This is a genomic window from Paenibacillus aestuarii, assembly GCF_027789125.1.
Classification (GTDB): domain Bacteria; phylum Bacillota; class Bacilli; order Paenibacillales; family NBRC-103111; genus Paenibacillus_E; species Paenibacillus_E aestuarii.
This window is the reverse complement of sequence record NZ_JAQFVF010000089.1, coordinates 331,841-356,332: the sequence shown is the minus strand read 5'-3', so window position 1 is coordinate 356,332 and position 24,492 is coordinate 331,841. Positions and strand designations below refer to the sequence as shown.

Below are 24,492 nucleotides of genomic sequence, written 5' to 3'. Positions count from 1 at the left end.
CTTTAATCACCTGATAAAACTTCTTTTTGTGCCCGATAAATGTTTTTATATGTACAAAACCGCAAATAAAGTATACACTAATTCTAAATAGTACGCACTATATGTGCGGGTTTTCGAATAGTCGAATATCATAAAAGGGGATGAAACGGCCATGAAGGCAAACGTTCAGATTAACACGCAAGGCAACATGCAATTTCAATTGAAAGTTCAAGAGCTAATTGAAAGAGCATTGGCGCGTAAGGAAGGGAACGTTACAGCTACTGGTGCTTTCCGAGCTTTCACTGGCGCATACACCGGCCGTTCCCCGAAAGATAAATTTATCGTCACCGAACCGTCGGTCATGGACAAGGTGGATTGGGGGCAGGTGAATCAGCCGATGTCCACGGAGCATTTTGACCAGTTGTACGAGCTGGCCATGACGTATATGCAAGACAAGGAACTGTTTGTTTTTGACGGCTTTGCGGGTGCTGATGAACTGCACAGGCTGCCGATTCGCATCATCAATGAATACGCGTGGCATAACTTATTCGTGAAACAACTGTTTATCCGGCCGACAGATGAGGAGCTGGAGGGGCATAAGGCGGAGTTTACCGTCATCGCGCTGCCTGGACTGAAGGCAGATCCTGCGCTGCACGGCACGAACTCGGAGACGTTCATTTGCCTCTCTTTTGAGAAGAAGTTAGTGCTCATCGGGGGGACGGAATATGCCGGCGAGATGAAGAAGTCGATCTTCTCCGTGCTGAATTACTTGCTGCCGCTTGAGGGCAACCTGCCGATGCACTGCTCGGCGAACGTAGGTGAAGCAGGGGATGTTGCGCTATTTTTCGGATTATCCGGAACGGGGAAAACGACGCTGTCCGCAGACCCGAACCGCCGCCTGATCGGCGACGATGAGCACGGCTGGACGGATCAAGGGGTCTACAACTTCGAGGGCGGCTGCTACGCCAAATGCGCACATCTGTCACCGGAGAAAGAGCCGCAAATTTGGCAGGCGATTGGACATGGTGCGGTTTTGGAAAACGTCATCATCGATCCCGCAACCGGTAAAGAAATTTATAGTGATACAAGTTTAACGGAGAACACACGTGCGGCTTATCCGATCGAAGCGATCCCGAATGCGGTCATTCCTGGCGTGGCTGGCCATCCGAAGGTCATTATTTTTCTGACGGCCGATGCCTTCGGGGTGCTGCCTCCGATTGCCAAGCTGACGAAGGAGCAAGCGATGTATCATTTCCTGTCTGGCTACACGTCGAAGCTGGCTGGCACCGAGAGAGGCGTTACCGCACCTGAAGCGACGTTCTCGACCTGCTTTGGCGCACCGTTCCTGCCGCTTCGGCCGGCTGTTTACGCGAAATTGCTCGGTCAGCAAATTGACAAGCATGAAGCGAAAGTATACCTCGTCAACACAGGGTGGACTGGGGGGCCGGTCGGCGTCGGCAAGCGGATGCCGTTAGCTTTGACAAGAGCGATGGTGACAGCGGCCTTGAACGGAACGATTGAAGAGGCAGGCTTTACGCAGGAGCCGATATTCGGTTTATACTGCCCGGATGCTGTAGAGGGCGTGCCAAGCGAAGTGCTGCAGCCAAAACATACGTGGCAGGATGCTGCGGCATACGAAGAAGCGGCTAGGGCGTTAGCGAAGCGCTTTGCGCAAAATTTCCAAAAGTTTGCTGACATCGACCCGAGCATCACAAGCGTCGCTGATGCTCTGTCAGCTGCTCAGCCTGCGGCTAAATAACATAAAAAGTGTGCATTCCTCAGCCTGATTCGGCTGCAGCATGCACACTTTTTCTTATCCGTTAAAGTTGTCGCGCCATTTCAACAGCTTCTTCTCCAGCACGCGAACGAGCGAGTCCGAGCCTTTGCCGACTAAGGCGAAGATCACGATCCCGACGAACACGACCGCTGTTTGCGAGAACTGTCGGGCATCGAGGATCAGATAGCCGACGCCTTCGCTCGAACCCATAAGCTCAGCGACGACGAGCCCGAGCCAAGCGACGCCGATCGATAACCGGAGCCCGAGCAAAATGTTAGGCAGCGCTGCAGGCAGCACGAGCTTCGTGATTTGCTTGAAGCGGCTGAATTGCAGCACGCGCGCGACATCGAACAGCTTGGAGTCGACGCTGCGGATGCCGAGAAATGTTTGCACATACAGCGGGAAAAACGCCCCTTTGGCGATCAGTAATATTTTCGAAAATTCCCCGAATCCGAACCATAAAATAAAAAGCGGCGTTATCGCCAGATGAGGAATCGTGCGCAGCATCTGAATCGACGGATCGACCGAATGCTCGAATTTACGGAATAGGCCGACGAGCAGGCCAAAACCGAGCCCTAACGTACCCCCCAGCAGGAAGCCGACGGCTGCCCGCCATATGCTGATTTCCAGGTGCCGGAGCAGCTCGCCGCTGATGAGCAGATCGTAGAACGCCAGCCAAATTTCAAAAGGGGTGGGCAGCAACGTTTTTGATACAAGCCCCAGCGAACCTAGCACCTGCCAGATCGTTAAAACAGCGACAGGCAAGATGGCGCCTCGGATGAACAGCTGCAGCTTGCTTTCTTTTTTCGGCTTCTGCACAACAGGCAGCTCACTAGGCGCTTCGCCAGGCTTTGCTGCGGATCGGGCTTGACTGCCCGTAGTGATCACATCCACTTGACTCACAGGAATCCCTCTCTTCACTAATAAAGTTAAATGCCTGAGCTGTCGATCAGCTCGAGCTCTTCCACGCGTTCAAACTCGCTTAACACGAGCTTGCGCAGCTCGAGAAAGGAAGAGGAGGCTTTCTTCCTCGGATAAGGGAGATCGACGGGAATGATTTTGCGGATCGTACCCGGTCTTGCATTCATCACGACGACGCGCGTTGCCAGGAACACCGCCTCATCGATATCATGGGTGACAAGGATCATCGTCGTACGGTTTTTCTCCCAAATATTCAAGGCGACTTCCTGCAGATGCGAACGGGTAAAAGCGTCCAGCGCACCGAACGGCTCATCCAGCAGCAGCACTTTCGGATTGCGCAGCAGGGCGCGGGCGATGGCGACGCGCTGTGACATCCCGCCGGACAGCTCGCGCGGGTAGGCCTTTTCGAAGCCTTGCAGCTTGACGAGCTCGATCAGCTCAGTGACGCGCCGGCGAACGTCAGGGTCCTTGAGGTTGAGGTCGGCGGCAATATTTTTCTCAACGGTTAACCAAGGAAATAAACGGTGTTCCTGAAAGATGAAGCCTTTATCGATTCCAGGCTGGACGACCTGTGTTTCTTCAAGCAGCACCTTCCCCTGATGATCGGTATCAAGTCCGGCGATAATTTTGAGCAAGGTGCTTTTACCGCATCCGCTCGGACCAATGATGGTAATGAACTCCCCTTGTTTGATTTTCAGCTGAACGTTATGAAGCGCTTCGATTCGAGTGCCTTGCGGCGTTTGAAACCATTTGTGCGGCAGATCGATGTCTAAGGCATATACACTCATGTCCGATTTCTCCTCTCCAACGGCTTGATTGGCTTGCACAACAAATAAAACAAAAAGACTTCCTTCTACGTCTCGTTAGAAACGCTCGGGAAGTCTCCAGTGGACTGGTAGACTTGCGGTTGCAAGCAATTGGATGAATTCACACCTTTTTACTAGGAAATGAATCTGAAAAAAGCATAACATTGCCTGTGCGGAGGCGTCAATACACTTCGGGAAAATAATTCATATATTTCATACTTGAATACTCGGAATAATTGTGCTAGTATGCATTTCAACAGCTTTACAGCCGATTGGAACACCAAAGGCTCCCCAGCGTGCTCAAAAAATTTTGGGCATGCAAGCGGGAGTCTTTTTGTATTCAGCAGGGTGTCCGGCGAGAGGGGGATATGGATGAGTGAGTCGAAAAACAAGCAAATGCATCTAGGCGCTTTTCTCTTTCAGGTAGGTCATCACATCGCCGCATGGCGATACCCGGAAACCGATACTTCCGGGCTTTTGAGCCATGAATTTTATGAGCGCTTCGCGCAGACAGCAGAACGGGGCAAGTTCGATATGATTTTCCTAGCGGATACGTTGGCAGTCGTCAACAGAGCGGGGACGGGCATCAAACATACGGTGACGGTGCGGCCGGAGCCGATCACTTTGCTTTCTTATTTATCGGGGGTAACGGAAAAGATTGGCCTCGCTGCAACGGTATCCACCACGTACAACGAGCCTTACAATCTGGCGCGGGAGTTTTCTACGCTGGACCATTTGAGTGGGGGGCGCGCCGCATGGAATGTGGTGACGTCAGGCCGTGACGACGAAGCCCGCAATTTCAGCCACGCGAAGCATCCGGAGCATGAACAACGCTATGAGCGGGCGCGCGAGTTCGTCGATGTGGCCTCAGCGCTATGGGACAGCTGGGAAGATGAGGCGATTGCCGGGGACAAAGTGTCGGGCGACTTCGCAGACCCATTCAAGGTGCACGAAATCCATCACCGTGGCGCGCATTTCGCCGTGCGCGGACCGCTCAATCTTCCGCGTTCGCCGCAAGGCCGACCGGTCGTCATTCAAGCGGGCGCTTCGTCTACCGGGCAGCATCTGGCTGCGGAAACGGCTGAGGTGGTCTTCACCGCCTGGCAGACGATCGAAGAAGCGAAGCATTTCTATAACAGCGTGAAATCGCTCGCTGTGCAGTACGGGCGCTCGCCGGACGACATCAAGATCATGCCGGGCATCTTCCCGGTCATCGGCGCCACCGAAGAGGAGGCACGCGAGAAGGAGGCGCTGCTGCAGCAGCTCGTCGTGCCGGAGGTCGGCCTGTCGATGCTGACGGCGTCACTGGGCGTCGATCTCAGCGGCTATCCGCTGGACGGACCGCTGCCGGAGCTGCCGGACGTGGAGCAAATCAACGGCGGTAAGAGCCGCTTCCAGCTCGTCGCTGACATGGCGCGACGGGAAGGGCTGACGATCCGCCAGCTGATGTACCGGGTGACCGGCGCGCGCGGACACCGGACGATCTATGGCACGCCGGTGCAAATCGCCGACCAGTTGGAACAATGGTTCGTCGAGGGGGCGTGCGACGGTTTCAACATTATGCCGCCATACTTGCCGGGAGGGCTGGAGGAGTTCGTCGACCTGGTCATTCCCGAGCTGCAGCGCCGGGGGCTGTTCCGCACCGAATATCGTGGATCGACGCTGCGCGACCATCTCGGTCTTGCGCGTCCCTTGAGCCGTTACCGCAGCGGGTACGAAGCCTCAACCATTATCCACTGAGCCGGAGGGAGAACAAGTATGAGCCATCATAAACAGAAGAGGCAGCTTCATTTGGGAGCATTTATTTTTGGCGTAGGCCACCATGTTGCCGCCTGGCGCTACCCGGAGACGGATACGAACGGCCTGCTCAAGTTTGATTTTTATCGCCGATTCGCCCAGACAGCGGAGCGGGGCAAGCTCGATATGATCTTCGTCGAGGATATCCCTACGCTGCCGGAGAAGCTGGACACCGCTGTCCGGCACACAGTCCCGGTGCGAGCGGAGCCTCTGACGCTGCTGTCTGCGCTGGCGTCTGCGACAAAACGGATCGGGCTCGCCGGGACGGTGTCGACGACGTACAGCGAGCCGTTCCACGTAGCGCGAAAGTTCGCCTCGCTGGATCATTTGAGCGGCGGTCGGGCGGCGTGGAACGCGGTGACGACCAGTATGGAAATTACGGCGCAAAACTTTGGCCGGGATTTCCATCTGGATCATGCCCTGCGCTACGAGCGGGCGAAGGAGTTCGTAGACGTCGTGACCGGGCTGTGGGACAGCTGGGAAGACGATGCCGTCGTCGCCGACAAAGCATCAGGTGTGTTTGCGCATCCGGATAAGGTTCACGCCGTGAACCATCAAGGCCAGCACTTCTCCGTGCAAGGTCCGCTCAATGTGCACAGGTCCCCGCAAGGGCGGCCGGTCGTTGTGCAGGCCGGCTCCTCTGAGGCGGGTCAGGACTTTGCGGCACAAACCGCCGAGGTCGTGTTCACCGCCTGGCAGACGCTGGAGGAAGCGCGCAGCTTCTATAAGAGTCTAAAAAGCAGACTTCCGCTTTATGGAAGAGAACCTGAGTCGTTGAAAATATTGCCCGGCGTCCTGCCGGTCATCGGGCGCACGGAAGCGGAGGCAGCCGAGAAGGAGGCGCAGCTCCAAGAGCTCGTCCATCCAGCGGTTGGACTGGGCATGGTGTCAAACATCCTGCGCGTTGACTTGTCCGCTTATCCGCTCGACGGACCGCTGCCGGAGCTGCCGGACGCGACCGACGTAAACGGCGGTAAAAGCCGGTACCAGCTGCTCCTCGATATGGCCAGACGCGAGCAGCTGACGATCCGGCAATTGATCGCCAGAGTGACCGGGGCGCGCGGGCACCGCACGATCGCCGGGACGCCGGTGCAGATCGCCGACCAGCTCGAGGCGTGGTTCACGCAGGAGGCGTGCGACGGATTTAATATTATGCCGCCATACTTGCCGGGAGGGCTGGAGGAGTTCGTCGATCTGGTCGTTCCCGAGCTGCAGCGCCGAGGCTTGTTCCGCACGGACTATGAAGGTCGCACGCTGCGTGATCATTTGGGCTTGGCCAGACCGGAAAACCGCTTCACCCGATTGGCGGAGCAAAAATTGGTTTAACACAAAAAGGGGGATGTCCAATGTTAAAGAGACCTGTGTATATCAACAAGCTATCTATTGTAGCGATCGCTGTGTTCAGTCTGCTCACCGCATGCGGTCAGGCAGCTCAACCAAGCGGGAGCAGCCCGGCGGCCAGCTCGTCAGCAACCTCAGCCTCAACCGCAAGTGCAAAGGCTGCCGCCACGGACACGAAGCCGAAAGAAAAAGTGACGGTCAACATCGGCGTGCAGGGGAAAACAGGTGTGTTGGTCTATGCCCGGGATAAAGGCTATTTTGAGAAAGCATTCTCCGCTGTTGGCGCAGAGGTCAAATGGAACGAATTTGCCAGCGGTCCGCCGCATTTTGAAGCAATTGCGTCTGGAAGGCTGGATTTTGGTGGTACAGGCGGAACGCCGCTCATTTCCGGGCAAGTCGGCGGCGTGGACTTCAAAGGCATCGCCGTAACGAGCGACGGCAAGAAAGGCAATATGATCGTCATTCCGAAAAACAGCCCGATCAAAGAACTTAAAGATTTAAAAGGCAAAAAAGTCGCCGTCGCCAAAGGCAGCAGCGCGTACAATTTCTTATATATGGCAATCAATAAGGCGGGGCTGAAAGGGGATGATGTCAAAGTCATCCAGCTGCAGCCCGATGAAGCGAGACCTGCGCTCGACAGCGGTGCGATCGATGCTTGGTCGATCTGGGAGCCCTATGCGACCACAGCCGTCTACCAGACCGGCGCTTCTATTCTCGTATCGGGTGAGGACCTGAACATCAATGCCCCGTCGTTTTTGATCGCCCGGAGCAAATTTACGCAGGAGCATCCGGATCTTACCGTTTTATTTTTAAAAACATATTATGAAGCCACAACGTATTACAACGCGCATCAAGACGAGATTGCCGACGAATTGTCCAAATCGCAGAAGCTGGATAAAAAAATTATCGTTGATGTGTTGAAAAACACGAAGCCAATCCTATCGTCGATCACTCCTGAATTCGCCAAGGCGCATCAGGAACAGGCAGACTTTTTGCTATCGGTTGGGGCAATTAACAAGAAGCTGGATACGTCGCAAGTGCTCGACTCCAAATTCATCGATCAGGCGCTGAAGGAAGCCACGCAAAAATAAAGGTTGTATGTTTCCAAATTTCTTGACAGTTCAGATAATATTCACTTACTATCAATAGTAATCTCTGAATAAGTCGGTATTTGTCGATTGGAACCAGCTTCCTAACGTTATCCAAGTTGTTCAGTGGGATATTATCTACATAGAGAATAAGGGGAGAGAACTGTACATGAAAAAAGCGTTATTTTCCATCTTCGCCGTTACTTTAATGGTAACAGGCTGCGGCACGGCCAAGACTGACACGGCGGCTCCTGCGTCGACGCAAGCTGCTCAAGCATCGAAGGCGCCAGATGCCAAATCCGGCAAAAAGATTATTCTGATTACTCCGGAAAAAATCGGCGTGAACCCTTTCTTCGCTCAAGAAGACGAAGGCGTGAAGAAAGCCGGCAAAGAGTTTGGCGTTGACGTGAAAACCGTGGAATCGACGGATGCCAGCGCAATTGAGCAGAACCTGCGCGCAGCTGTAGCGGACAATTATGATTTGATCATTACCAGTTCTTTCGAATCCGAGGATGCCTTGAAGAAGGTAGCTGCGGAAAATCCAAAAAAATCGTTTGCCATCATCGATACGGTTGTTGATTTGCCTAACGTAAGAAGCGTTGTTTTCCGTGAGCATGAAGCGGCTTACCTGCTTGGTGCGGCAGCGGGTCTGGCTACGAAGAAAAACGTGGTCGGTATGGTAGCGGCTTTGGATATCCCATTGATGAAAAAATACACAGCAGGTTTCGAAGCAGGTCTGAAATCGACGAACCCTAACGCCAAATTCATCGTGAACTATGTTGGAAGCTTTACGGATCCTGCCAAAGCGAAAGAGCTTGCATTAACGCAATTCTCGCAAGGTGCGGACTTCATCGCCGGCGCATCGGCGGTAGGCGATCTGGGCGTATTCGAAGCAGCGAAAGAAAAAGGCTTCTACACGTCCGGTCAAGATATCGACCGTACAGTGACGGATCCGGATCACATCGTCCTGTCCCAATTGAAAGGAACAGACGCTGTGGCTTACAACACGGTTAAAGATTTTGTTAACGGCACGTTTAAGTTCGGTTCCGTTGACTACGGTTTGAAAGAAGACGGCGTTGGTCTTACTTTCGTAACAAGAGAGAGCAAATCTGCGCTCAATCCATTCGTCGGACAAGAGGTTGTCAATAAAGTCAAAGCGATTCGCGATGACATTGTTGCAGGAAAAATTGTTGTCAAAGATCCGTTGAAATAATACACAGTCAATCGCATAGCAACCTTGGAAACTGTTTACGGATGCCCGTAGACAGTTTCCGTATGTCTAGGAGAGGAGCGCAAAACCGCCATGCTGCTTCAAATGAATCAAATAACAAAATCATATGGCACCTTGACTGCGAATTCCCAAGTGAATTTTACGCTGCGCGAGGGTGAAATTCATGCTTTGGTCGGCGAGAACGGAGCGGGGAAGACGACGCTGATGCGTATTCTGTACGGGATGGAGCAGCCGACATCAGGCACGATTCAGATGAATGGCAAAACGGTCGCTTTTTCGAACCCGACAGATGCGATCCGTCACGGCATCGGCATGGTGCATCAGCACTTCATGCTGTTCCCGTCTTTTACTGTGGCTGAAAATATTGTCATCGGCAATGAGCCGCAGGTCGGCGTGAAATTTGACCGCAAGAAAGCAGCCCTTCAGGTTGAGGTGCTGTGCGCGAAATACAAGCTGCCGATCGACCCGTTGAAGAAGGTCGCCGATTGTCCGCTTGGCATGCAGCAGCGGGTTGAAATTTTGAAGGTGCTGTATCAGGGCGCCGACATCATTATTCTGGACGAGCCGACCGGCGTGCTGACTCCGCTGGAAGCCAAGGAGCTGCTTGCGATTATGAAGAGTTTGGCTGCCCAAGGCAAAAGCTTCATTATCATCACGCACAAGCTGCATGAGGTGATGGAGGTCGCTGACCGGATCACAGTGCTGCGGGATGGCAAAATTACGGGCACACTCGATGCGGCGACCACGAATGTTGAAGAGCTGTCGCGCCTCATGGTCGGCCGGGAGCTGGCCCGGACGGAGCGCAATGCATCTAATCCGGGTTCAACGGTGCTTGATGTGAAGGGTGTTACTATTACTGGAAAAAAGGGGAAGCCCGTGCTTGATCACGTGAGCTTCGAAGTTAAAGCAGGCGAGATCGTCGGCATCGCAGGCATTTCGGGCAATGGGCAGTCGGAGCTGCTGCAGAGCATCTCGGGCCTTACGGCCATCGATCAAGGCGAGATTCGTCTGCTCGGCAACAATGTCTCCGGCCGTTCTGTCCGGGAGATTCGCGAGAGCGGGCTCTCGCATATTCCGGAGGACCGCTACCAGTGGGGAGCGGCGAAGGAGGGCACCGTGCTGGAGAACGGCACGATGGGCCATCATCGCACGAATCGGCGGTACGGCTTGCTGCAAGGGAAGACGCTGCGGACGATGGTCGCCCAATTCATTCAGCAATTCGAGATCAAAGCCGGATCCCAGGAAACGAAAGTCAAATTTCTGTCCGGCGGAAATTTGCAGAAGTTGATCGTCGCGCGCGAAATCGCGCAGAACAAGCCGTTCCTCATCGCAGCGGAACCGACGCGTGGAGTCGACATTGGCGCCATGGAGCTGATTCATGACGAGCTGTTGAAGAAGCGCGACGAACAAGGAGCGATTCTGCTCGTTTCTTCGGAGTTGACAGAAATATTGAAGCTGTCGGACCGGATTCTTGTCATGTACGAAGGACGCATTGTCGGCGAGCTGTCAGCGAGCGAGGCAACCGAGGAACAAATCAGTTTATGGATGGCAGGAGGCGAGGCACGTGCTTAAAGGAAAGGCAACGATCAGCGCTTGGCTGCAGCCCTTGCTTGCGATCTTGATCGGTTTAATCGGAGGGGCGATCGCCATTGTGCTCATTGGCGGCTCGGTCTTCGATACGTATGCACAAATGTGGAAAGGTGCGTTTGGTAATTTTTATTTCTTTACCAATACGCTGACTAGGGCGACTCCGCTGCTGTTGGTCGGTTTGGGCGTATCGATTGCGTTTCGCGCCGGATTTTTCAATATGGGCTCGGAAGGGCAGATGATTCTCGGCGCTTTCACCAGCGCGCTGATCGCCCTCTATTTCCCGGGACCGCCGCTATTCAAGCTGCTGGCCGCCATGCTCGGCGGAATTATCGTCGGCGGATTATGGTCCGCTTTCGCCGGCTGGCTCGATGCGCGCTTCCGCATGAATCTCATCATCACCACCTTGCTGCTTAACTATATCGCCTCCTTGTTCGCCGGATATATGGTTGCTTATCCGCTCAAGGATAAGACAGGTTCGGCGGCGCTGGCGCAAACGATGATGGTGGATAAAAGCGTGTGGCTGCCCAAGCTGTTTCCCGGCATGAGCATTCACGCCGGCTTTATTATCGCGATTGTGCTGGCAGTTGCTTTGTTTTTGTACATTAAATACAGCTCGGCTGGCTATGAAATTCGCATGCTTGGTTACAACCCGTTGTTCGCCGCTTATGGCGGTGTCAACCGGGGCAAGCTCATGCTGTACAGCATGTTCGCCAGTGGCGGGTTTGCGGGATTGGCCGGAGCGGTGGAAGTGCTCGGCATGCAGTACCGCTATACCGACGGCATGGTGACGAATCCAGGCTACGCCTGGTCCGGCATCATGGCGACGCTGCTCTCTGGCGCGCACCCGCTCGGAACGGCGGTGGCGTCCGTCCTGCTGGCTGCTTTGCAGACCGGCGGCATGGGGGTTGAGCGGAATACGAGCATCCCGCTGGAAATTTCCAGCGTGATTCAATCGCTGCTTATTTTGTTTATTACGGCGAAGTTTGGTTTAGGTCTTTGGAAGCGCAGAAAAGGGGGGAACAGCGATGCAGCATCTTCTTGATGTCTCTTTATTCAACACCATGATTCGCATGGTCGCGCCCATTCTCCTCGCTGCGCTTGGCGGCGCGATATGCTCGCGAGTAGGGCTGTTCAATGTCGGTTTGGAAGGTTTTGTATTAGTCGGCGCGTTCTCGGCGATCGTAGGCAACCATCTGGTTGGCAATGCATATATCGCTGTGCTGATTGCGGTTGCGGTTACGGTCCTCTTTTCACTCATATTTGCTTATATCAGCATTCATTTACAGGCCAATGTCATTATTGTCGGGATATCTTTCAATTTTCTCGCACTCGGCTTGACAGCCTTTTGTCTGAAGGCGATTTTCCATGTCAAAGGCGCTTTTTATGATAAAAATATGGTCGGCTTGCCGAAATGGGATATCCCGTTCATCAAAGATATTCCAGTGATCGGGGGTATCGTCTCTGGACATTCACCACTGATTTATTTGGCTTTTGTACTCGTGCTCGTGCTGCAGTATTTCTTGTTTAAATCTGTGCTGGGCTTCCGGCTGTTAGCCGTCGGGGAAAACCCGGTCGCAGCGAAGAGCATCGGGATCAAAGTAAACGGGATGCAATACTTGGCGGTGCTGATTTGCGGCGTGCTGTGCGGACTTGCCGGTGCGCAGCTGTCTCTCGGCCAAGTGACGATGTTTACCGAAGGGATGACCGCCGGACGTGGGTTTATTGCGCTCGTGGCAACGATGCTCGGGCAGGCTAACCCGCTTGGCGTCATGGCGTCGAGCCTCTTGTTCGGTCTGATGGATGCGCTGAGTATCAGGCTGCAAGGCTTCTCGCTGCCGACGCATTTTACGCAAATGCTGCCTTATGTCGTCACGCTGCTGGCGATGTTGTTTTTCCGTAAAAGCAGTTACATGGCGGATGCCCAAAAAGCGAACGGAAGCTCGCGCTAAACGGAGGAGGAGAAGGTTACGATGGGTGTAGACAATAAAGCTGACCGTATTAAACGGATGAAGGTGCCTGCAGTGGACGCTGCCTTAGCTGACCGCGTCCCGCCTGGACAAGTATTGACGGAGCGTTTTCCTATTCTGCATGAGGGGGAAGTGCCGGAATATGATATGTCCGCATGGACCTTACGCATCTTCGGAGAGATCGAAGAAGAGAAGACAATCCGCTATGACGAGCTGCTGGCGCTGCCGATGACGGAAGTCGTGTGCGATATTCACTGCGTGACTCGCTGGTCTAAGTTGGACACCGCCTGGGAAGGCGTCCGCTTCCGCGATTTGCTGCAGGCGCTGAACATTCGGCCGCAGGGCAAGTATGTCATGCTGCATGCTGATAGCGATTATGAAACGAACGTCCCGTTGGAAGATTTGCTGGGCGATGATATTTTGCTGGCGATGAAGTACGATGGTGTCCCGCTGACTCCGAAGCACGGCTGGCCGCTCAGACTCATTGTCCCGCACTTGTATTTCTGGAAAAGCCCAAAATGGATCCGGGGCATTGAGTTTATGAAGGAAGACCGTGAAGGCTTCTGGGAGCGCAACGGTTTTCACAATACGGCTGACCCGTTCGAGGAGCAGCGCTTCTCCGGCGAAGCGCTGCCGATTCCGGAAGACGAATGGGTGCGAAAGGAGTTCGATTAAGATGCTGCTGCCTATTTTGCAAGTACAAGCCGAGGACCTTGCGCCTTACGCCATCGTCTGCGGCGACCCGTTCCGAGCGGAGGCGATCTCCCGCAAGCTGGAGGGAGCCAGAGAGCTCGCGTTCAGCCGGGAGTATCGCACGTTCGTCGGCACGTATGAAGGCGTGCCGGTCGCCGTCGTCAGCCATGGCGTCGGTTCGCCAGGCGCAGCCGTCTGCTTCGAGGAGCTGATCAAGGGCGGCGTGCAGACGCTGATCCGTGTCGGCACCGCCGGCTCCTACTCGGCGGACGTGCCGCCGGGCAGCCTCGTCGTCAGCACGGCTGCGGTCCGCGAGGAGGGCTTGACGCGCCAGCTCGTGCCGCACGGCTTCCCGGCTGTCGCTGATGCCGATGTGGTGCGTGCGCTGTACGAGGCGGCGGGCGAGACGGACGGCGTCGTCCGCAAGGGCATCACCGTCACGCTGGACGCCTTCTTCCAAGGGGTGGAGGAGTTCCCCCACCGCAAGTACAAGCAGGCCGGCGCGCTGGCCGTTGAGATGGAGATCGCCGCACTCTACGTCATCGCCTCCTTGCGAGGCGTACGGGCGGGCGCGATCGTTGCCGTCGACGGCTACGCGGACGCCGATCTGCGGGAAGTGTACAACCCGCATACGGATGCCGTTGCGCGAGCGGTTGAGCGGGAAATCGAGACGGCGCTGCGCGCGATTGTGAAGCTGCAGAGCGAATAGGACAACAGCTCTTCCTGTCAAGGGGAAGAGCTGTTTTTTATTTGTGCAAAAACGGCAGGAGACTGTCAAATCTTGCCGAAATGATTCTTCAGAGAAGTTACATTGTATGTTACATCCGCAGCTGCATGCCTTATTGAGCGCCTTTGCTGACCCAAAAAGTTACATTATCGCCTGTCATGCCTTTCGTTCCGGCAGACGGCTCCTGGCGAATGACAGTACCCTTCGCACCAGGATTCGCCTCGAGCAAGTAGTTGTAGTGCAAGCCGGCGGCTAGCGCCTGTTGCTCAGCATCCTCGAGCTTCGAGCCGATGAGGTTAGGGATGAGCACTTCTTTGCTGGCTCCGGCGTTCGGCGCTGTAGATTCCTTCTGCACCGGGGTCGGGCTGGGAGTGGGCAGTTCAGCGACTGCCGTGGCGGATGGGCTCGGCGTGACAACGGCGTGCTTGTCGGGTTTACCCGAAGGCCACAAACTCCATACGACGATGATAAAAGCAAGGAGCAGCCCGCCGCCGATGGAGCCGGTGATTTTCCAGCTGAACAAGCGCGAGCCTTCTTTTTCTTCTGTGTCCGCTTCATCAGGCTCCTCAGGCACAGGCTTTGCCACAACTTTTGGCGCAGGAGCCGGCATTGGCTTCGGCTTATCTGCGGCAGGCCTAATTGGCGATGCAGCCGGCTGCTCGGGCTTCGGCCTCGGCGGAGCCGCAAGTGGCACTTGCTCCGCCGCAGTAGGCGCTCCGCTAAGCCCCGTTCTGGCTTCTACAGGCAAGTTCCTTAAGCCGAAGACAAATGACGATAGAGAAGCTTTGCCTTCGCCTACGAGCTTCACCAGCTTGACGACAGCATCCTTCTGTTCCAAGGACGCGCCCTTCAGCGTCGCCCGTTCCAGATGCGTATGTAAAGATTCGAAAGGCCCTGGAATATCACTGCTGCCCGTTAGCAGCATAATCAGGAGCCGGCACAGCCCGATCGCGCCTTGCGCTTGCGCGTTGCCGGAGTCCCAATAATTGATTACGGCGAGCCGGTGATCCTCCCCTAGCCACAAATGATGGAGGTCTACCGAAAATCCGGTAATCTGCTCCTCCATCGCATCCAGCATGGATACCCCTAGATCCGCCATCATGTCAATTAATTCTGTGAACGTCCACTTTTGTAAAGTCCATACGTCGCGAAACGGTTTGCCCGGTTTGGCTTGAAGAACGATTAGTACTGTATTTTCTTCTATGGAAGTATCGAGTATATGAAAAAAATGGTCATGATGAAAGGCCGCTATACGTCCCAGATTTTGCAAATAAGCTGCACCAGATTGTCCTGCCTCCAGCTCAGCCAAATAAAAAATTACGTTTCGATTCAAATACAAATCTTCACCATAATGCAGCGTTCCATGAGGCAGAGAGATGATTCGCGATTTGGATACATAGCGCCTTCCAATTCTTCTTTCGATCATAATATCCAACCCCTCTTTTTTGTTAAGCACATCTTCATACTATTCGGAGGCACTGCGAGCTTTAGGTCCAAGTGCCTTGGATTAAGTATACCGAATTGGAAAGTCTGGTCAACCAGCTCATCTGGTCTGCTTTTTTTATGTTTCTTATGAACTAGGGTCTATGCTTCAAATGTCCTAGATGCTATGATGGTTTTATCTGACAATTCTACATATGGGCACAAAATGAGAGGGGAAATATGATGAAAAAAGTCGCAATTTTGGGTGGCGGTGTCGCTGGATTAAGCGCTGCCCACGAATTAATTGAGAGAGGTTATCAAGTTACTGTCTATGAGTACAAAAATATTCCTGGGGGTAAAGCGAGAAGTATGCCTTTTGCCGGAAGCGGCAAGGACGGAAGACGGGATCTTCCGGGAGAGCACGGATTCCGCTTGTTTCCACGTTTTTACAGACATGTGATTGATACGTTAAAGCGCATCCCTTATGGTGAGGGGACCGTTTACGATAATTTGGAAGAAGTAACGCGTTTGGATCTTGCCACTTATACCGCGCCTTTATTGCCGCTGCTGGCGAAGATTCAGTTTACACTCGCGGATTTCAAAGTGGTGCTAAAAGACTTGTTTGACAGCCGGCTGGGCTTAAGTATGGCGGATATGGAGCAATACGCCGATAAGTTGTGGCAAGTGATGACTAGCTGCGAGCAGCGGATTCAAGAAGAGTACAACCTTATTGACTGGTGGACGTTCATTCAGGCGCAGGAGCAATCGGAGGCGTTCCAAAAGATTTTTGCAGGATTCACGAAAACACTCGTTGCCTGTCAATCTAAAGTTGCAAACACGATGACTGTAGGTCCGGTTGCCGTCCAAATGACACTCGATATCACAACACCTGGAACAAGCTTTGTTCGCCTGTTGAACGGTCCGACTAACGACCGCTGGATTTATCCGTGGCTGACGTACCTGCAAGACAAAGGATTGGAGTATCGCTTGACGGCCAAGGTGGAAAGCATCGACTGTGAGGACGGTGTGATTCGAAGTGCGACCATTTCCGAGAATGGCCACACATATCAGGCAGAAGCTGACTATTTTATCGCGGCATTCCCGGTTGAAGTGATGGCGGGCTTCGTCAGCGAGCCGATGATTCAAGCCGATCCATCGTTGGAAGGTATTGTAAAGCTTAAAGATTGTGTCGCTTGGATGAACGGAATCCAGTATTATTTGAAAGAGGATGTCACCATGACCCACGGTCATGTCATCTATCTGGACGCGCCTTGGTCGCTAACTTCCGTATCGCAAAAACAGTTCTGGCCAGGTGTCAACTTGAGCGATTATGGCGACGGCGAAGTGAAGGGCATTCTCTCTGTGGATATCTCCGATTGGGAATCGCCGGGTATTCTGTACGGGAAGCCGGCTATGGAGTGTACCGCTGAAGAAATTAAAGAAGAAGTTTGGGCACAAATGAAAAAAAGCTTGAACGTTGATGGCGAGGTTATTTTGGAAGACGATGTGCTGCATTCCTGGTTCCTGGATCCCGACATTCATTTTGAGAACCCGCACAGCGTAGTCAACATGGAGCCGTTACTGATTAATAAGGTTGGCACATGGGAGCTGCGCCCGGAAGCGTACACAGCGATTCCGAACCTGTTCCTGGCCTCCGACTATGTGCGCACAAATACGAATTTGGCGACGATGGAAGGCGCGAATGAAGCTGCGCGCCGGGCTGTTAACGCCATTTTGCAGAAGGACGGTTTTTCGGCCAACGACATGTGTGAAATTTGGGAGATGTACAAATTCGATCTGGCTGGCTTCGATGTCCTTAGTCCATGGCGCAAGCATGACCAGCACCGCTATGATAAAGGGCTGCCTTGGGACGGAAAACTGTTATAGAGGACACGGCTAGCAACTTTTTAGGAGGAACAACATGTTTTCATTGCCCGACTACGATGTGATCCGACAAATTTATCAGGGCGAGCGAAATGTGCTCTACCGTGCTGCGCATCGGCGAACGAAGGAAAAAGTCATTATTAAGATGCTCCGCTCCGAATTTCCGATTCCTTCGGATGTCTCCAGACTGAAGCGGGAATATGAAATCGGCAAGCTTCTGGAAATTCATGGAATCGTGCGCCCGATAGAGATTTTAAAGCATCAGAACGGTGTAGCGCTGGTGTTGGAGGACTTCGATGGGGAAACTTTATCGGCGTATTTTCCAGTATTCCGCCAGTCTCTGCATACGTTTTTAATCGCTGCAATCCAGTTGGTCAAAGTAATCGGCGATATTCATCAACGTTTTGTCATCCATAAAGATATTAAACCGAGCAACATCATTATTAATCCGGAAAAAAATATTATGAAGATCGCCGATTTCAGTATTTCCTCGTTCACCCGGGAGCGGCAGGAGATGTTGGATCCCTCGATGCTTGAGGGAACGCTGAGCTACATGTCACCGGAGCAGACGGGCCGGATGAATCGGATGATTGATTATCGGACGGATTACTATTCGTTGGGCGTTACTTTTTACGAAATGCTTACCGGCCGGCTTCCCTTCCCGACTGAGGACTCCGTCGAGTTGATTCACTGCCATTTTGCGGTCACACCGGCACCGCCGGAAAGTTTGCGGATGGGGATTCCTAAGCCTTTATCCGACATCGTCATGAAGCTGCTGGCCAAAAATGCCGAGGATCGCTACCAGAGCGCCTATGGGATCATTCAGGATTTGGAGCGCTGTTTGTCTATGCTGGAACATAACGGCCAAATGGAGCCGTTCCTGATCGGACAGTCAGATATGACGGACATGTTCCAGATTCCGCAGGGCTTGTACGGGCGGGAGCGCGAGATTGAAAGGATGCTACAAGTGTACCAGCGCACCGTGCAAGGCTCGCTGGAAGCGGTTTGGGTGACCGGAGAGTCCGGTTCGGGCAAGTCGTTCTTGATCGCTGAAGCGATGAAAACCATCATGAACGATAACGGATGGTATTTATCCGCTCGCTTTGAGCCGAACAAGCAGCATATTTCTTATCATGCGCTCTCCCGGGCACTCGGGCAGCTGGTCCGTCAGCTGCTGACGGAGAAGGACGAGCAGGTCGCGAAGTATCGCGAACAGCTGCTTCAGGTTCTAGGCACGAGCGGCCGGGTACTGAGCGATCTCATTCCCGAGCTGCAGCTGCTGATCGGCGAGCAGCCGGAGGCGAAGGCGCTGCCGCCGCAAGAGACACAGAACCGGCTGCACTATTTGCTGCAACAATTTCTGATCGTCTTTGCCGTCAAAGGGCGGCCGATCGTTCTGTTCTTGGATGACCTGCAGTGGGCGGACTCCGGGACGCTGCATTTCCTGGAAGTGCTGCTTGGGGACACACATATGCAGCGTTTCTTGTTCATCGGCGCCTCGCGCAACCGTAATGAACAGAGCTCGTATGCGGCTCCTTGGCTCATGATGGAGAGACTGCCGGCCAGACTCACGGCGGAAAGTATCCGCTTGAGCCCCTTGCCGATAGATGCTGCACAGCGGCTCATCGCCGATGCCTTAAAAATGGAGACCGACCATGTCGAAGAGTTGTCTGCGCTTGTTTTGGATAAAACGAACGGCAACCCGTTTTTTGTCAAGCAGTTTCTCTCTGCCTTGCATGAGCAAAGCCTTGTTTCCTTCAGCTACGAAGAAAAGCGTTGGAAATGGGACACAGAGGAAATTCAAAAGCTGCGGATTACCGGCAATCTGATGTTTCTCTTGGCAGAAAAGCTCAGCCGCCTGCCTGCGCAATCGCAAACTGTATTAAGATTGGCTGCATGCTTAGGTGTCTCGTTTGATTTGGAAATGCTGGGCATGGTGTCCGGTATGCCATTTGTGGATATTTTACAGAATTTGGAGGCGCCGATTCAGACGGGGCTTATTTATCCGCAAGGCTCCGGCTACAAATTTTTTAGCGGTATGCCTGAGGATTCGGCTGCACAAGACATCCGTTTCGTGTTCGCCCACGATTCGATCCAAGAATCGATATATGCCGCTTTGGACTTAGCGAGCCTGCCGCAAATGCACTTGAACATTGCACATAAGCTTCTGCAGCAATTATCCGATTACCAGGTCGGGCAACGTCTGTTCGAGATCGTTTACCATTTGAATATCGGCTCAGAATTGCTGACAGAGCAAGAGCAATTGATGCAGCAAATGGAGCTCAATTTGGCCGCCGGCCGAAAAGCGAAGGCTTCGAACGCTTATCACTCCGCTTTGGAATATTACGATTATGCGGAGAAAATTTTAGAAGAAACCGATAAGCTGGAGAACAGTGACCTCAGTTTCACCGTACGTTTGGAGAAGGCTGAGGTGCTCTATTTAAATGGTCAAGCGGATGAAGCGGAAAATGCTTACCAGCTATTGCTGGAAGACGCGACGACGAATGCGTGGAAGCTGGAGATCTACAATTTGCAAGTCGTTTTGTATACAAATGTAGGGAAGCAGAATAAAGCGGTCGAAGTGGGGCTGGCAGCTCTCGCCGAGCATGGCTTTCGACTTCCGCTTGCCCCGACCAGCTTTCATATTTTAAAAGAGTTTCTAAAAGTAAAAATGTTGATTGGCCGCAAAACAACAGACAATCTCTACGAGATGCCGCTGATGGAAGACGAATATAAGCTTAAATTGATGGGCCTTATGATGAGCTCGGCTGTCGCCAGCTATTTTACGAATACGAATCTTTTTGTACTGTTTATGTTCATCATGACCCAGTATTCGTTAAAATATGGAAACTCAGCGGTAATGTCTTACGTCTACGGCTCTTACGGGCTAATTCTCGGCTCCGGTTTCGGCGATTATAAGCGAGGCTACCAGTATGGATTGCTGGGGGATCGCATGAATCAGCGCTTCCAGTCGCATCAATACCGCAGCAAAAGCCACTTCTCCTTCGGACTCTTTGTCAGTTCGTGGGTAAAGCCAATGCAAGTGTGCATGGAGCATCTCCGCAATTCGTTCCGAAGCGGGATTGAGGATGGAGATATCGTCTTCGCTGGCTACGCACTGACATACCAGGTTTTGGTCAAAGATTTCCAAGGAGCTCCATTGACCGAAGTTTATGAAGATTTGAACAAGCACTACAGGATTTTGGAGCAGACGAACCATCATGATACGCTTCTGATGCTGGAGCTGCTTCGGATGGTTGTGCATAATATGGAAGGGCAATCCTCCAACTTGCTCGTTATCGGTAAAGACGAAGAAGAAGAGGAACGTTTCCTCAAAAAGCTGGAAGTTCACTCCAACCAAGTTATTTTGCATGTGTATTACATCAAAAAAATGATGCTATATTTCATGTTCGGCCAATACGCCGAAGCCTTGGAAATGGGACGAAAAGCTGACGCGATGAAAGATGTCTCGTTTGGACTTTTGCATATCCCTGAGCAATATTTATTTTACGGGCTCTCCATTTCTGCGCTTTATAAACAAGCAGCATCGGCCGAGCAAATGCAATACCGCAAGATCATGTTGAAAATGTTGCGCAAAATGGACAAGTGGGCTGCCAATTGCCCAGAGAACTACTTGCATCTCAGCCTTCTGCTGCACGCTGATTGGAATCGGGCAAACGGCCATTTCCAGAAAGCGGAGCAGAACTATGAGGCATCCATCCGCCAGGCACGGTTAAATGGCTTTATCCAACATGAAGCGCTGGCTTGCGAACTTGCGGCCAAGCTGTATAGTGATGCCCTGCGAGATAAGATTGCCAAAACTTATTTGACCGACGCCTACTATGGCTATGTAAGTTGGGGTGCGAAGGGCAAAGCAGAGGAGCTCAAGCTGAGATACCCGCATTACTTGTCATCGCTCAAAGAAGCGCAGGAATGGACCACGACTAAAATCAGCGATTATTCGCTACAAGCGCTGGATTTCATGACTATCATGAACACATCGCGCTCCCTGTCCGGTGAGGTCAATCTGGAGCAACTGTTGAAACGTCTCCTGGAAATTGTGACTTTCTCATCCGGAGCTGAACGTTGTATTCTGGTTCTTAAAGACAAGGACAGTCTGTTTGTCGAGGCGGAAATGCGGACAGAATCCCTCGTCCGCGACGGCAAACAGGTCTGTATCGTGAAGTCCATTCCATTGGAAAAAAGAGTGGACCTTCCTGTGCCGGTCATTCAGTATGTGGCGCGCATGAAGGAAGGTGTCGTACTCGATGATGCGTCCAACAAGGGTTTCTTCACTCATGATCCATATATCCGTCAGCAGGAGAGCAAGTCGATCTTCTGTGAACCGATTTTGCATCAAGGGAATTTGGTCGGCGTGCTTTATCTGGAAAATAATTTGATCCGCAACGCCTTTACTTCAGAAAGGCTCGATGTCATCAAGCTGCTGTCTGCCCAGGCGGCCATTTCCATCGAAAATGCGCGCTTGTATAACGATCTGGAGTCCAAGGTCAGGGAACGCACCAATGAGCTGACACTGATGGAGACGTCGCGACGCGACTTGCTTTCCAACATCTCGCACGACCTTGGAACGCCATTGACATCGATTCAGGGCTATGTTGAAGCTATTCTAGACGGCGTTATTAATAAGCCAGAGGATCAGAGAAAATATTTGTCCGTTGTGCATATGCGGATCGTGGGCATTCAGCGCTTAATTACGGACTTATATCAGCTCAGCAGAATGGAAACGAAGCAGTTTCATTTTCAACTTACATCTACAACTTGCGGAGCGATGGTACGCCAGCTTTTTGCCAAGTATGAGCTGGATACAGCAAATGCTGGCATCACTTATACGTTGAATATGGAGATCGAGGAAGGCGAAAATATGCTGCTGACTATCGATTCAGACCGCATAGAACAGGTCTATGCCAATCTCGTCTACAATGCCATCAAATATACGCCTAAAGGTGGCAGCATTGACGTAAATGTGCGAATCGCCGGCGTTCCCAGCGAACTTATTATCCGTGTTACCGATTCGGGTGTCGGGATAAGCGAGGAGGACTTGCCTCATATTTTCGAACGCTTCTACAAAGCTTCCAAATCCCGAAGCACCAAAGAGGGAAGCGGCCTAGGCCTGGCCATCGCCAAAGAAATCGTGCAATATCACGGCGGCCAAATTTGGGCGGAGAGCCGTTTGGGCCAAGGTTGCAGCATTTCATTCTCTCTGCCTCTGCATCAGATATAAGCCAATTTCAAAAACGGTCGGTCAGGCGTGTCCTGACCGCCTTTTTTTGGTGATGTCGTATTTTTAGATACCGACTGTCCTGATGTTGGACTAAAATATTAGCTAATCCTGTGCTACAGTTAGGACAGTTGTCCGAATGTTATACAGGAAAGAGGGAACCGATATGAGCAAGCAATTGAAAATTGGTATTATCGGGGGCGGCGGAATTGCCGGCGCGCATGTCAGAGCTTATCGCGAATTGAATGATGTTGAGATTGTAGCAGTAGCTGATGCAGTGCCGGGTAAAGCGGCTCAATTTATCAATCATTGGGAACTTAGTGGTGCACGTGCATTTGATGATTACCGGCAATTGCTTGAGCTTGAACTTGACGGCGTAAGCATTTGTACGCCGAATGTAGCACATTATCAGGTCACGATTGATGCCCTTCGTGCAGGGAAGAATGTAATGCTGGAGAAGCCGATGTCAGTTACGCTGGAAGAAGCTGTAGAGATGGCGCAAACAGCGGAGAAAACAGGCTACATGCTCAATGTCGGCTTTCAGCCCAGGTATGATCCGAATATGAAGCTCATCCAGGATTTGGTACAATCTGGCGAGCTGGGCAAAGTGTATTATGTGGAAACAGGTGGAGGCCGTCGTCGCGGAATGCCAGGGGGCACTTTTATCCGTAAAGAGATTGCCGGCGCAGGCGCCATTGCCGATATTGGCTGTTATTCGCTGGATATGGCTTTGAACGCGCTGGGATATCCGAAACCGCTTACTGTATCAGCATACAGTTCCAATCATTTTGGAACGAATGCCAAATTCCATCCCGAGGCAAACCGATTTGACGTTGAAGATTTTGGCGTCGCTATGGTTCGATTTGAGGGTGATCTGGTGCTAAACTTTAAAATTTCTTGGGCCATGCATATGGATACTCTCGGGCCGACATTATTCCTGGGCACGGATGCCGGATTGAAAGTAACTCCTGCCGGTACAGGGCCATGGAGCGGGGTCTTTGATGGAAAAGTTGGATCCATTACGATGTATCACGATATTAAAGGCCATCATACCGAAAGCGCGATACCTTTAATCGCTCACAACAAAAATTTGTTCCACGAAAAAATTCGCGATTTCGTCGAAGCAGTGCGTGATGGTAAACCGGCACCTATTCCAGGTGAGCTTATTGTCCGCAACCAAGCTGTTATTGATGGCATCCTTCGCTCATCCCTGCTTAAGCGCGAGGTCGAAATTCACTTATAGGAGAGGCATAATGCCTCTCTTTTTATTTGTTTGTAGTAGGCCCCGGTTACCTGAGATTGAGATTGAGATTGTATTGTCCAGTTAACAGTAATTTCGTTATAAGTTCAAGTGTACTTATGTTAATGTATTTATAATGAGTTTGCATCCCATCTGATTGAACAGTTGTATCTTCCTCATTCTCTTATCACCACTATCCCCTTGACTCAGAAAATGGTTCAAAAGAAAGCTGTTATGGATTAATAAAAAAATATAAAAAGCAGGAACCACAAAGAGAATCACCAAAAGAACTGTCAAAAGAACCACCGAAAGAACCACCGAAAGAACCACCGAAAGAACCACCGGATGAACCACCGAAAGAATCATCACAAGAACCATCAGAAGAACCATCACAAGAACCATCACAAGAACCATCACAAGAACCATCAGAAGGACAATCGATGAACCGATAACAGAACTACCAACAGAACTACCAACAGAACTACCAACAGAACTACCAACAGAACTACCAACTGAACCACCAACAGAACCACCAACAGAACCATCAACAGAACCATCAAAGACGTCCAATGATCCTCAGAAAGAACCACAGAAAGAACACAGAAAGAACACCGAAAGAACCACCGAAAGAACACAGAAAGAACACCGAAAGAACCACCGAAAGAACCACCGAAAGAATCATCACAAGAACCATCAGAAGGTCAATCGATGAACCGATAACAGAACTACCAACAGAACCACCAACAGAACCTCCAAAAGAACCATCAAAGACGTCCAATGATCCTCAGAA

General features: G+C 52.1%; 17 protein-coding genes and 1 pseudogene. 14 read left to right on the top strand and 4 right to left on the bottom strand.

Annotation, left to right across the window (positions count from 1 at the left end; all coding sequences use genetic code 11):
- Window positions 1-151: 151 nt before the first annotated feature.
- Window positions 152-1,738: a phosphoenolpyruvate carboxykinase (ATP) gene (gene pckA, locus O9139_RS31455; RefSeq protein ID WP_270885686.1), complete on the top strand. Its 1,587-nt coding sequence runs from the start codon at window positions 152-154 to the stop codon at window positions 1,736-1,738.
- A 54-nt stretch (window positions 1,739-1,792) separates the two neighbouring features.
- Here the strand turns inward: pckA and O9139_RS31450 are convergent, their stop codons facing one another.
- On the bottom strand, window positions 1,793-2,584 hold the full coding sequence (locus tag O9139_RS31450) for an ABC transporter permease (protein ID WP_270885713.1): 792 nt from the start codon (window positions 2,582-2,584) through the stop codon (window positions 1,793-1,795).
- A 101-nt stretch (window positions 2,585-2,685) separates the two neighbouring features.
- Window positions 2,686-3,465 (bottom strand): ABC transporter ATP-binding protein, encoded by a 780-nt coding sequence (locus O9139_RS31445; RefSeq protein ID WP_270885685.1) that lies wholly within the window; start codon window positions 3,463-3,465, stop codon window positions 2,686-2,688.
- A gap of 390 nt (window positions 3,466-3,855) precedes the next feature.
- On the opposite strand from O9139_RS31445, the gene O9139_RS31440 reads away from it, so the two are divergent.
- From O9139_RS31440 to O9139_RS31400, 9 genes are all read left to right on the top strand, one after another.
- Entirely contained in the window at window positions 3,856-5,223 is a 1,368-nt protein-coding gene (locus O9139_RS31440) for an LLM class flavin-dependent oxidoreductase (protein WP_270885712.1), read from the top strand.
- Between the two features lie 18 nt (window positions 5,224-5,241).
- Window positions 5,242-6,606, top strand: a complete 1,365-nt coding sequence (locus O9139_RS31435) for an LLM class flavin-dependent oxidoreductase (protein WP_270885684.1) — start codon at window positions 5,242-5,244, stop codon at window positions 6,604-6,606.
- Between the two features lie 20 nt (window positions 6,607-6,626).
- Window positions 6,627-7,712: an aliphatic sulfonate ABC transporter substrate-binding protein gene (locus O9139_RS31430; RefSeq protein ID WP_270885683.1), complete on the top strand. Its 1,086-nt coding sequence runs from the start codon at window positions 6,627-6,629 to the stop codon at window positions 7,710-7,712.
- 166 nt (window positions 7,713-7,878) lie between these two features.
- A complete protein-coding gene (locus O9139_RS31425) occupies window positions 7,879-8,922 on the top strand; it encodes a BMP family lipoprotein (protein WP_270885682.1) in 1,044 nt (347 codons plus the stop codon).
- A 90-nt stretch (window positions 8,923-9,012) separates the two neighbouring features.
- Window positions 9,013-10,512 carry an ABC transporter ATP-binding protein gene (locus tag O9139_RS31420; RefSeq protein WP_270885681.1) on the top strand — a complete coding sequence of 500 codons (1,500 nt, stop codon included), beginning with the start codon at window positions 9,013-9,015 and terminating at the stop codon, window positions 10,510-10,512.
- A complete protein-coding gene (locus O9139_RS31415; protein ID WP_270885680.1) occupies window positions 10,505-11,572 on the top strand; it encodes an ABC transporter permease in 1,068 nt (355 codons plus the stop codon). The genes O9139_RS31420 and O9139_RS31415 overlap by 8 nt, the downstream gene beginning before the upstream one ends.
- A complete protein-coding gene (locus O9139_RS31410; RefSeq protein WP_270885679.1) occupies window positions 11,556-12,479 on the top strand; it encodes an ABC transporter permease in 924 nt (307 codons plus the stop codon). Before O9139_RS31415 ends, O9139_RS31410 begins: the two co-directional genes overlap by 17 nt.
- A 21-nt stretch (window positions 12,480-12,500) precedes the next feature.
- Window positions 12,501-13,172: a sulfite oxidase-like oxidoreductase gene (locus O9139_RS31405; protein ID WP_270885678.1), complete on the top strand. Its 672-nt coding sequence runs from the start codon at window positions 12,501-12,503 to the stop codon at window positions 13,170-13,172.
- A 1-nt stretch (window position 13,173) separates the two neighbouring features.
- Window positions 13,174-13,899 (top strand): nucleoside phosphorylase, encoded by a 726-nt coding sequence (locus O9139_RS31400; RefSeq protein ID WP_270885677.1) that lies wholly within the window; start codon window positions 13,174-13,176, stop codon window positions 13,897-13,899.
- Between the two features lie 130 nt (window positions 13,900-14,029).
- Here O9139_RS31400 and O9139_RS31395 read toward each other — a convergent pair whose 3' ends face one another.
- A complete protein-coding gene (locus O9139_RS31395; protein WP_270885676.1) occupies window positions 14,030-15,343 on the bottom strand; it encodes a PASTA domain-containing protein in 1,314 nt (437 codons plus the stop codon).
- 236 nt (window positions 15,344-15,579) lie between these two features.
- Between O9139_RS31395 and O9139_RS31390 the strand changes: the two genes are divergently transcribed.
- From O9139_RS31390 to O9139_RS31380, 4 genes and pseudogenes are all read left to right on the top strand, one after another.
- Window positions 15,580-17,226 carry a hydroxysqualene dehydroxylase gene (locus O9139_RS31390; protein WP_270885675.1) on the top strand — a complete coding sequence of 549 codons (1,647 nt, stop codon included), beginning with the start codon at window positions 15,580-15,582 and terminating at the stop codon, window positions 17,224-17,226.
- Between the two features lie 34 nt (window positions 17,227-17,260).
- Window positions 17,261-21,958 (top strand): annotated as a pseudogene (locus O9139_RS31385) (AAA family ATPase); the annotation flags it as partial.
- A gap of 3 nt (window positions 21,959-21,961) precedes the next feature.
- A complete protein-coding gene (locus O9139_RS33510; RefSeq protein ID WP_408638376.1) occupies window positions 21,962-22,465 on the top strand; it encodes a sensor histidine kinase in 504 nt (167 codons plus the stop codon).
- Window positions 22,466-22,628: 163 nt separating this feature from the next.
- Window positions 22,629-23,705, top strand: a complete 1,077-nt coding sequence (locus O9139_RS31380) for a Gfo/Idh/MocA family protein (RefSeq protein ID WP_270885673.1) — start codon at window positions 22,629-22,631, stop codon at window positions 23,703-23,705.
- 114 nt (window positions 23,706-23,819) lie between these two features.
- Here the strand turns inward: O9139_RS31380 and O9139_RS31375 are convergent, their stop codons facing one another.
- Window positions 23,820-24,272 carry a hypothetical protein gene (locus tag O9139_RS31375; protein ID WP_270885672.1) on the bottom strand — a complete coding sequence of 151 codons (453 nt, stop codon included), beginning with the start codon at window positions 24,270-24,272 and terminating at the stop codon, window positions 23,820-23,822.
- Between the last annotated feature and the right edge of the window lie 220 nt (window positions 24,273-24,492).

Bases quoted from the DNA above. Each gene is read 5' to 3' on its own strand.
- pckA (WP_270885686.1), top strand. From the start codon at position 152: ATGAAGGCAAACGTTCAGATTAACACGCAAGGCAACATGCAATTTCAA.
- O9139_RS31420 (WP_270885681.1), top strand. From the start codon at position 9,013: ATGCTGCTTCAAATGAATCAAATAACAAAATCATATGGCACCTTGACT.
- O9139_RS31430 (WP_270885683.1), top strand. From the start codon at position 6,627: ATGTTAAAGAGACCTGTGTATATCAACAAGCTATCTATTGTAGCGATC.
- O9139_RS31405 (WP_270885678.1), top strand. From the start codon at position 12,501: ATGGGTGTAGACAATAAAGCTGACCGTATTAAACGGATGAAGGTGCCT.
- O9139_RS31390 (WP_270885675.1), top strand. From the start codon at position 15,580: ATGATGAAAAAAGTCGCAATTTTGGGTGGCGGTGTCGCTGGATTAAGC.
- O9139_RS31435 (WP_270885684.1), top strand. From the start codon at position 5,242: ATGAGCCATCATAAACAGAAGAGGCAGCTTCATTTGGGAGCATTTATT.
- O9139_RS31380 (WP_270885673.1), top strand. From the start codon at position 22,629: ATGAGCAAGCAATTGAAAATTGGTATTATCGGGGGCGGCGGAATTGCC.
- O9139_RS31395 (WP_270885676.1), bottom strand. From the start codon at position 15,343: ATGATCGAAAGAAGAATTGGAAGGCGCTATGTATCCAAATCGCGAATC.
- O9139_RS31400 (WP_270885677.1), top strand. From the start codon at position 13,174: ATGCTGCTGCCTATTTTGCAAGTACAAGCCGAGGACCTTGCGCCTTAC.
- O9139_RS31425 (WP_270885682.1), top strand. From the start codon at position 7,879: ATGAAAAAAGCGTTATTTTCCATCTTCGCCGTTACTTTAATGGTAACA.
- O9139_RS31410 (WP_270885679.1), top strand. From the start codon at position 11,556: ATGCAGCATCTTCTTGATGTCTCTTTATTCAACACCATGATTCGCATG.
- O9139_RS31440 (WP_270885712.1), top strand. From the start codon at position 3,856: ATGAGTGAGTCGAAAAACAAGCAAATGCATCTAGGCGCTTTTCTCTTT.
- O9139_RS31445 (WP_270885685.1), bottom strand. From the start codon at position 3,465: ATGAGTGTATATGCCTTAGACATCGATCTGCCGCACAAATGGTTTCAA.
- O9139_RS33510 (WP_408638376.1), top strand. From the start codon at position 21,962: ATGGAAACGAAGCAGTTTCATTTTCAACTTACATCTACAACTTGCGGA.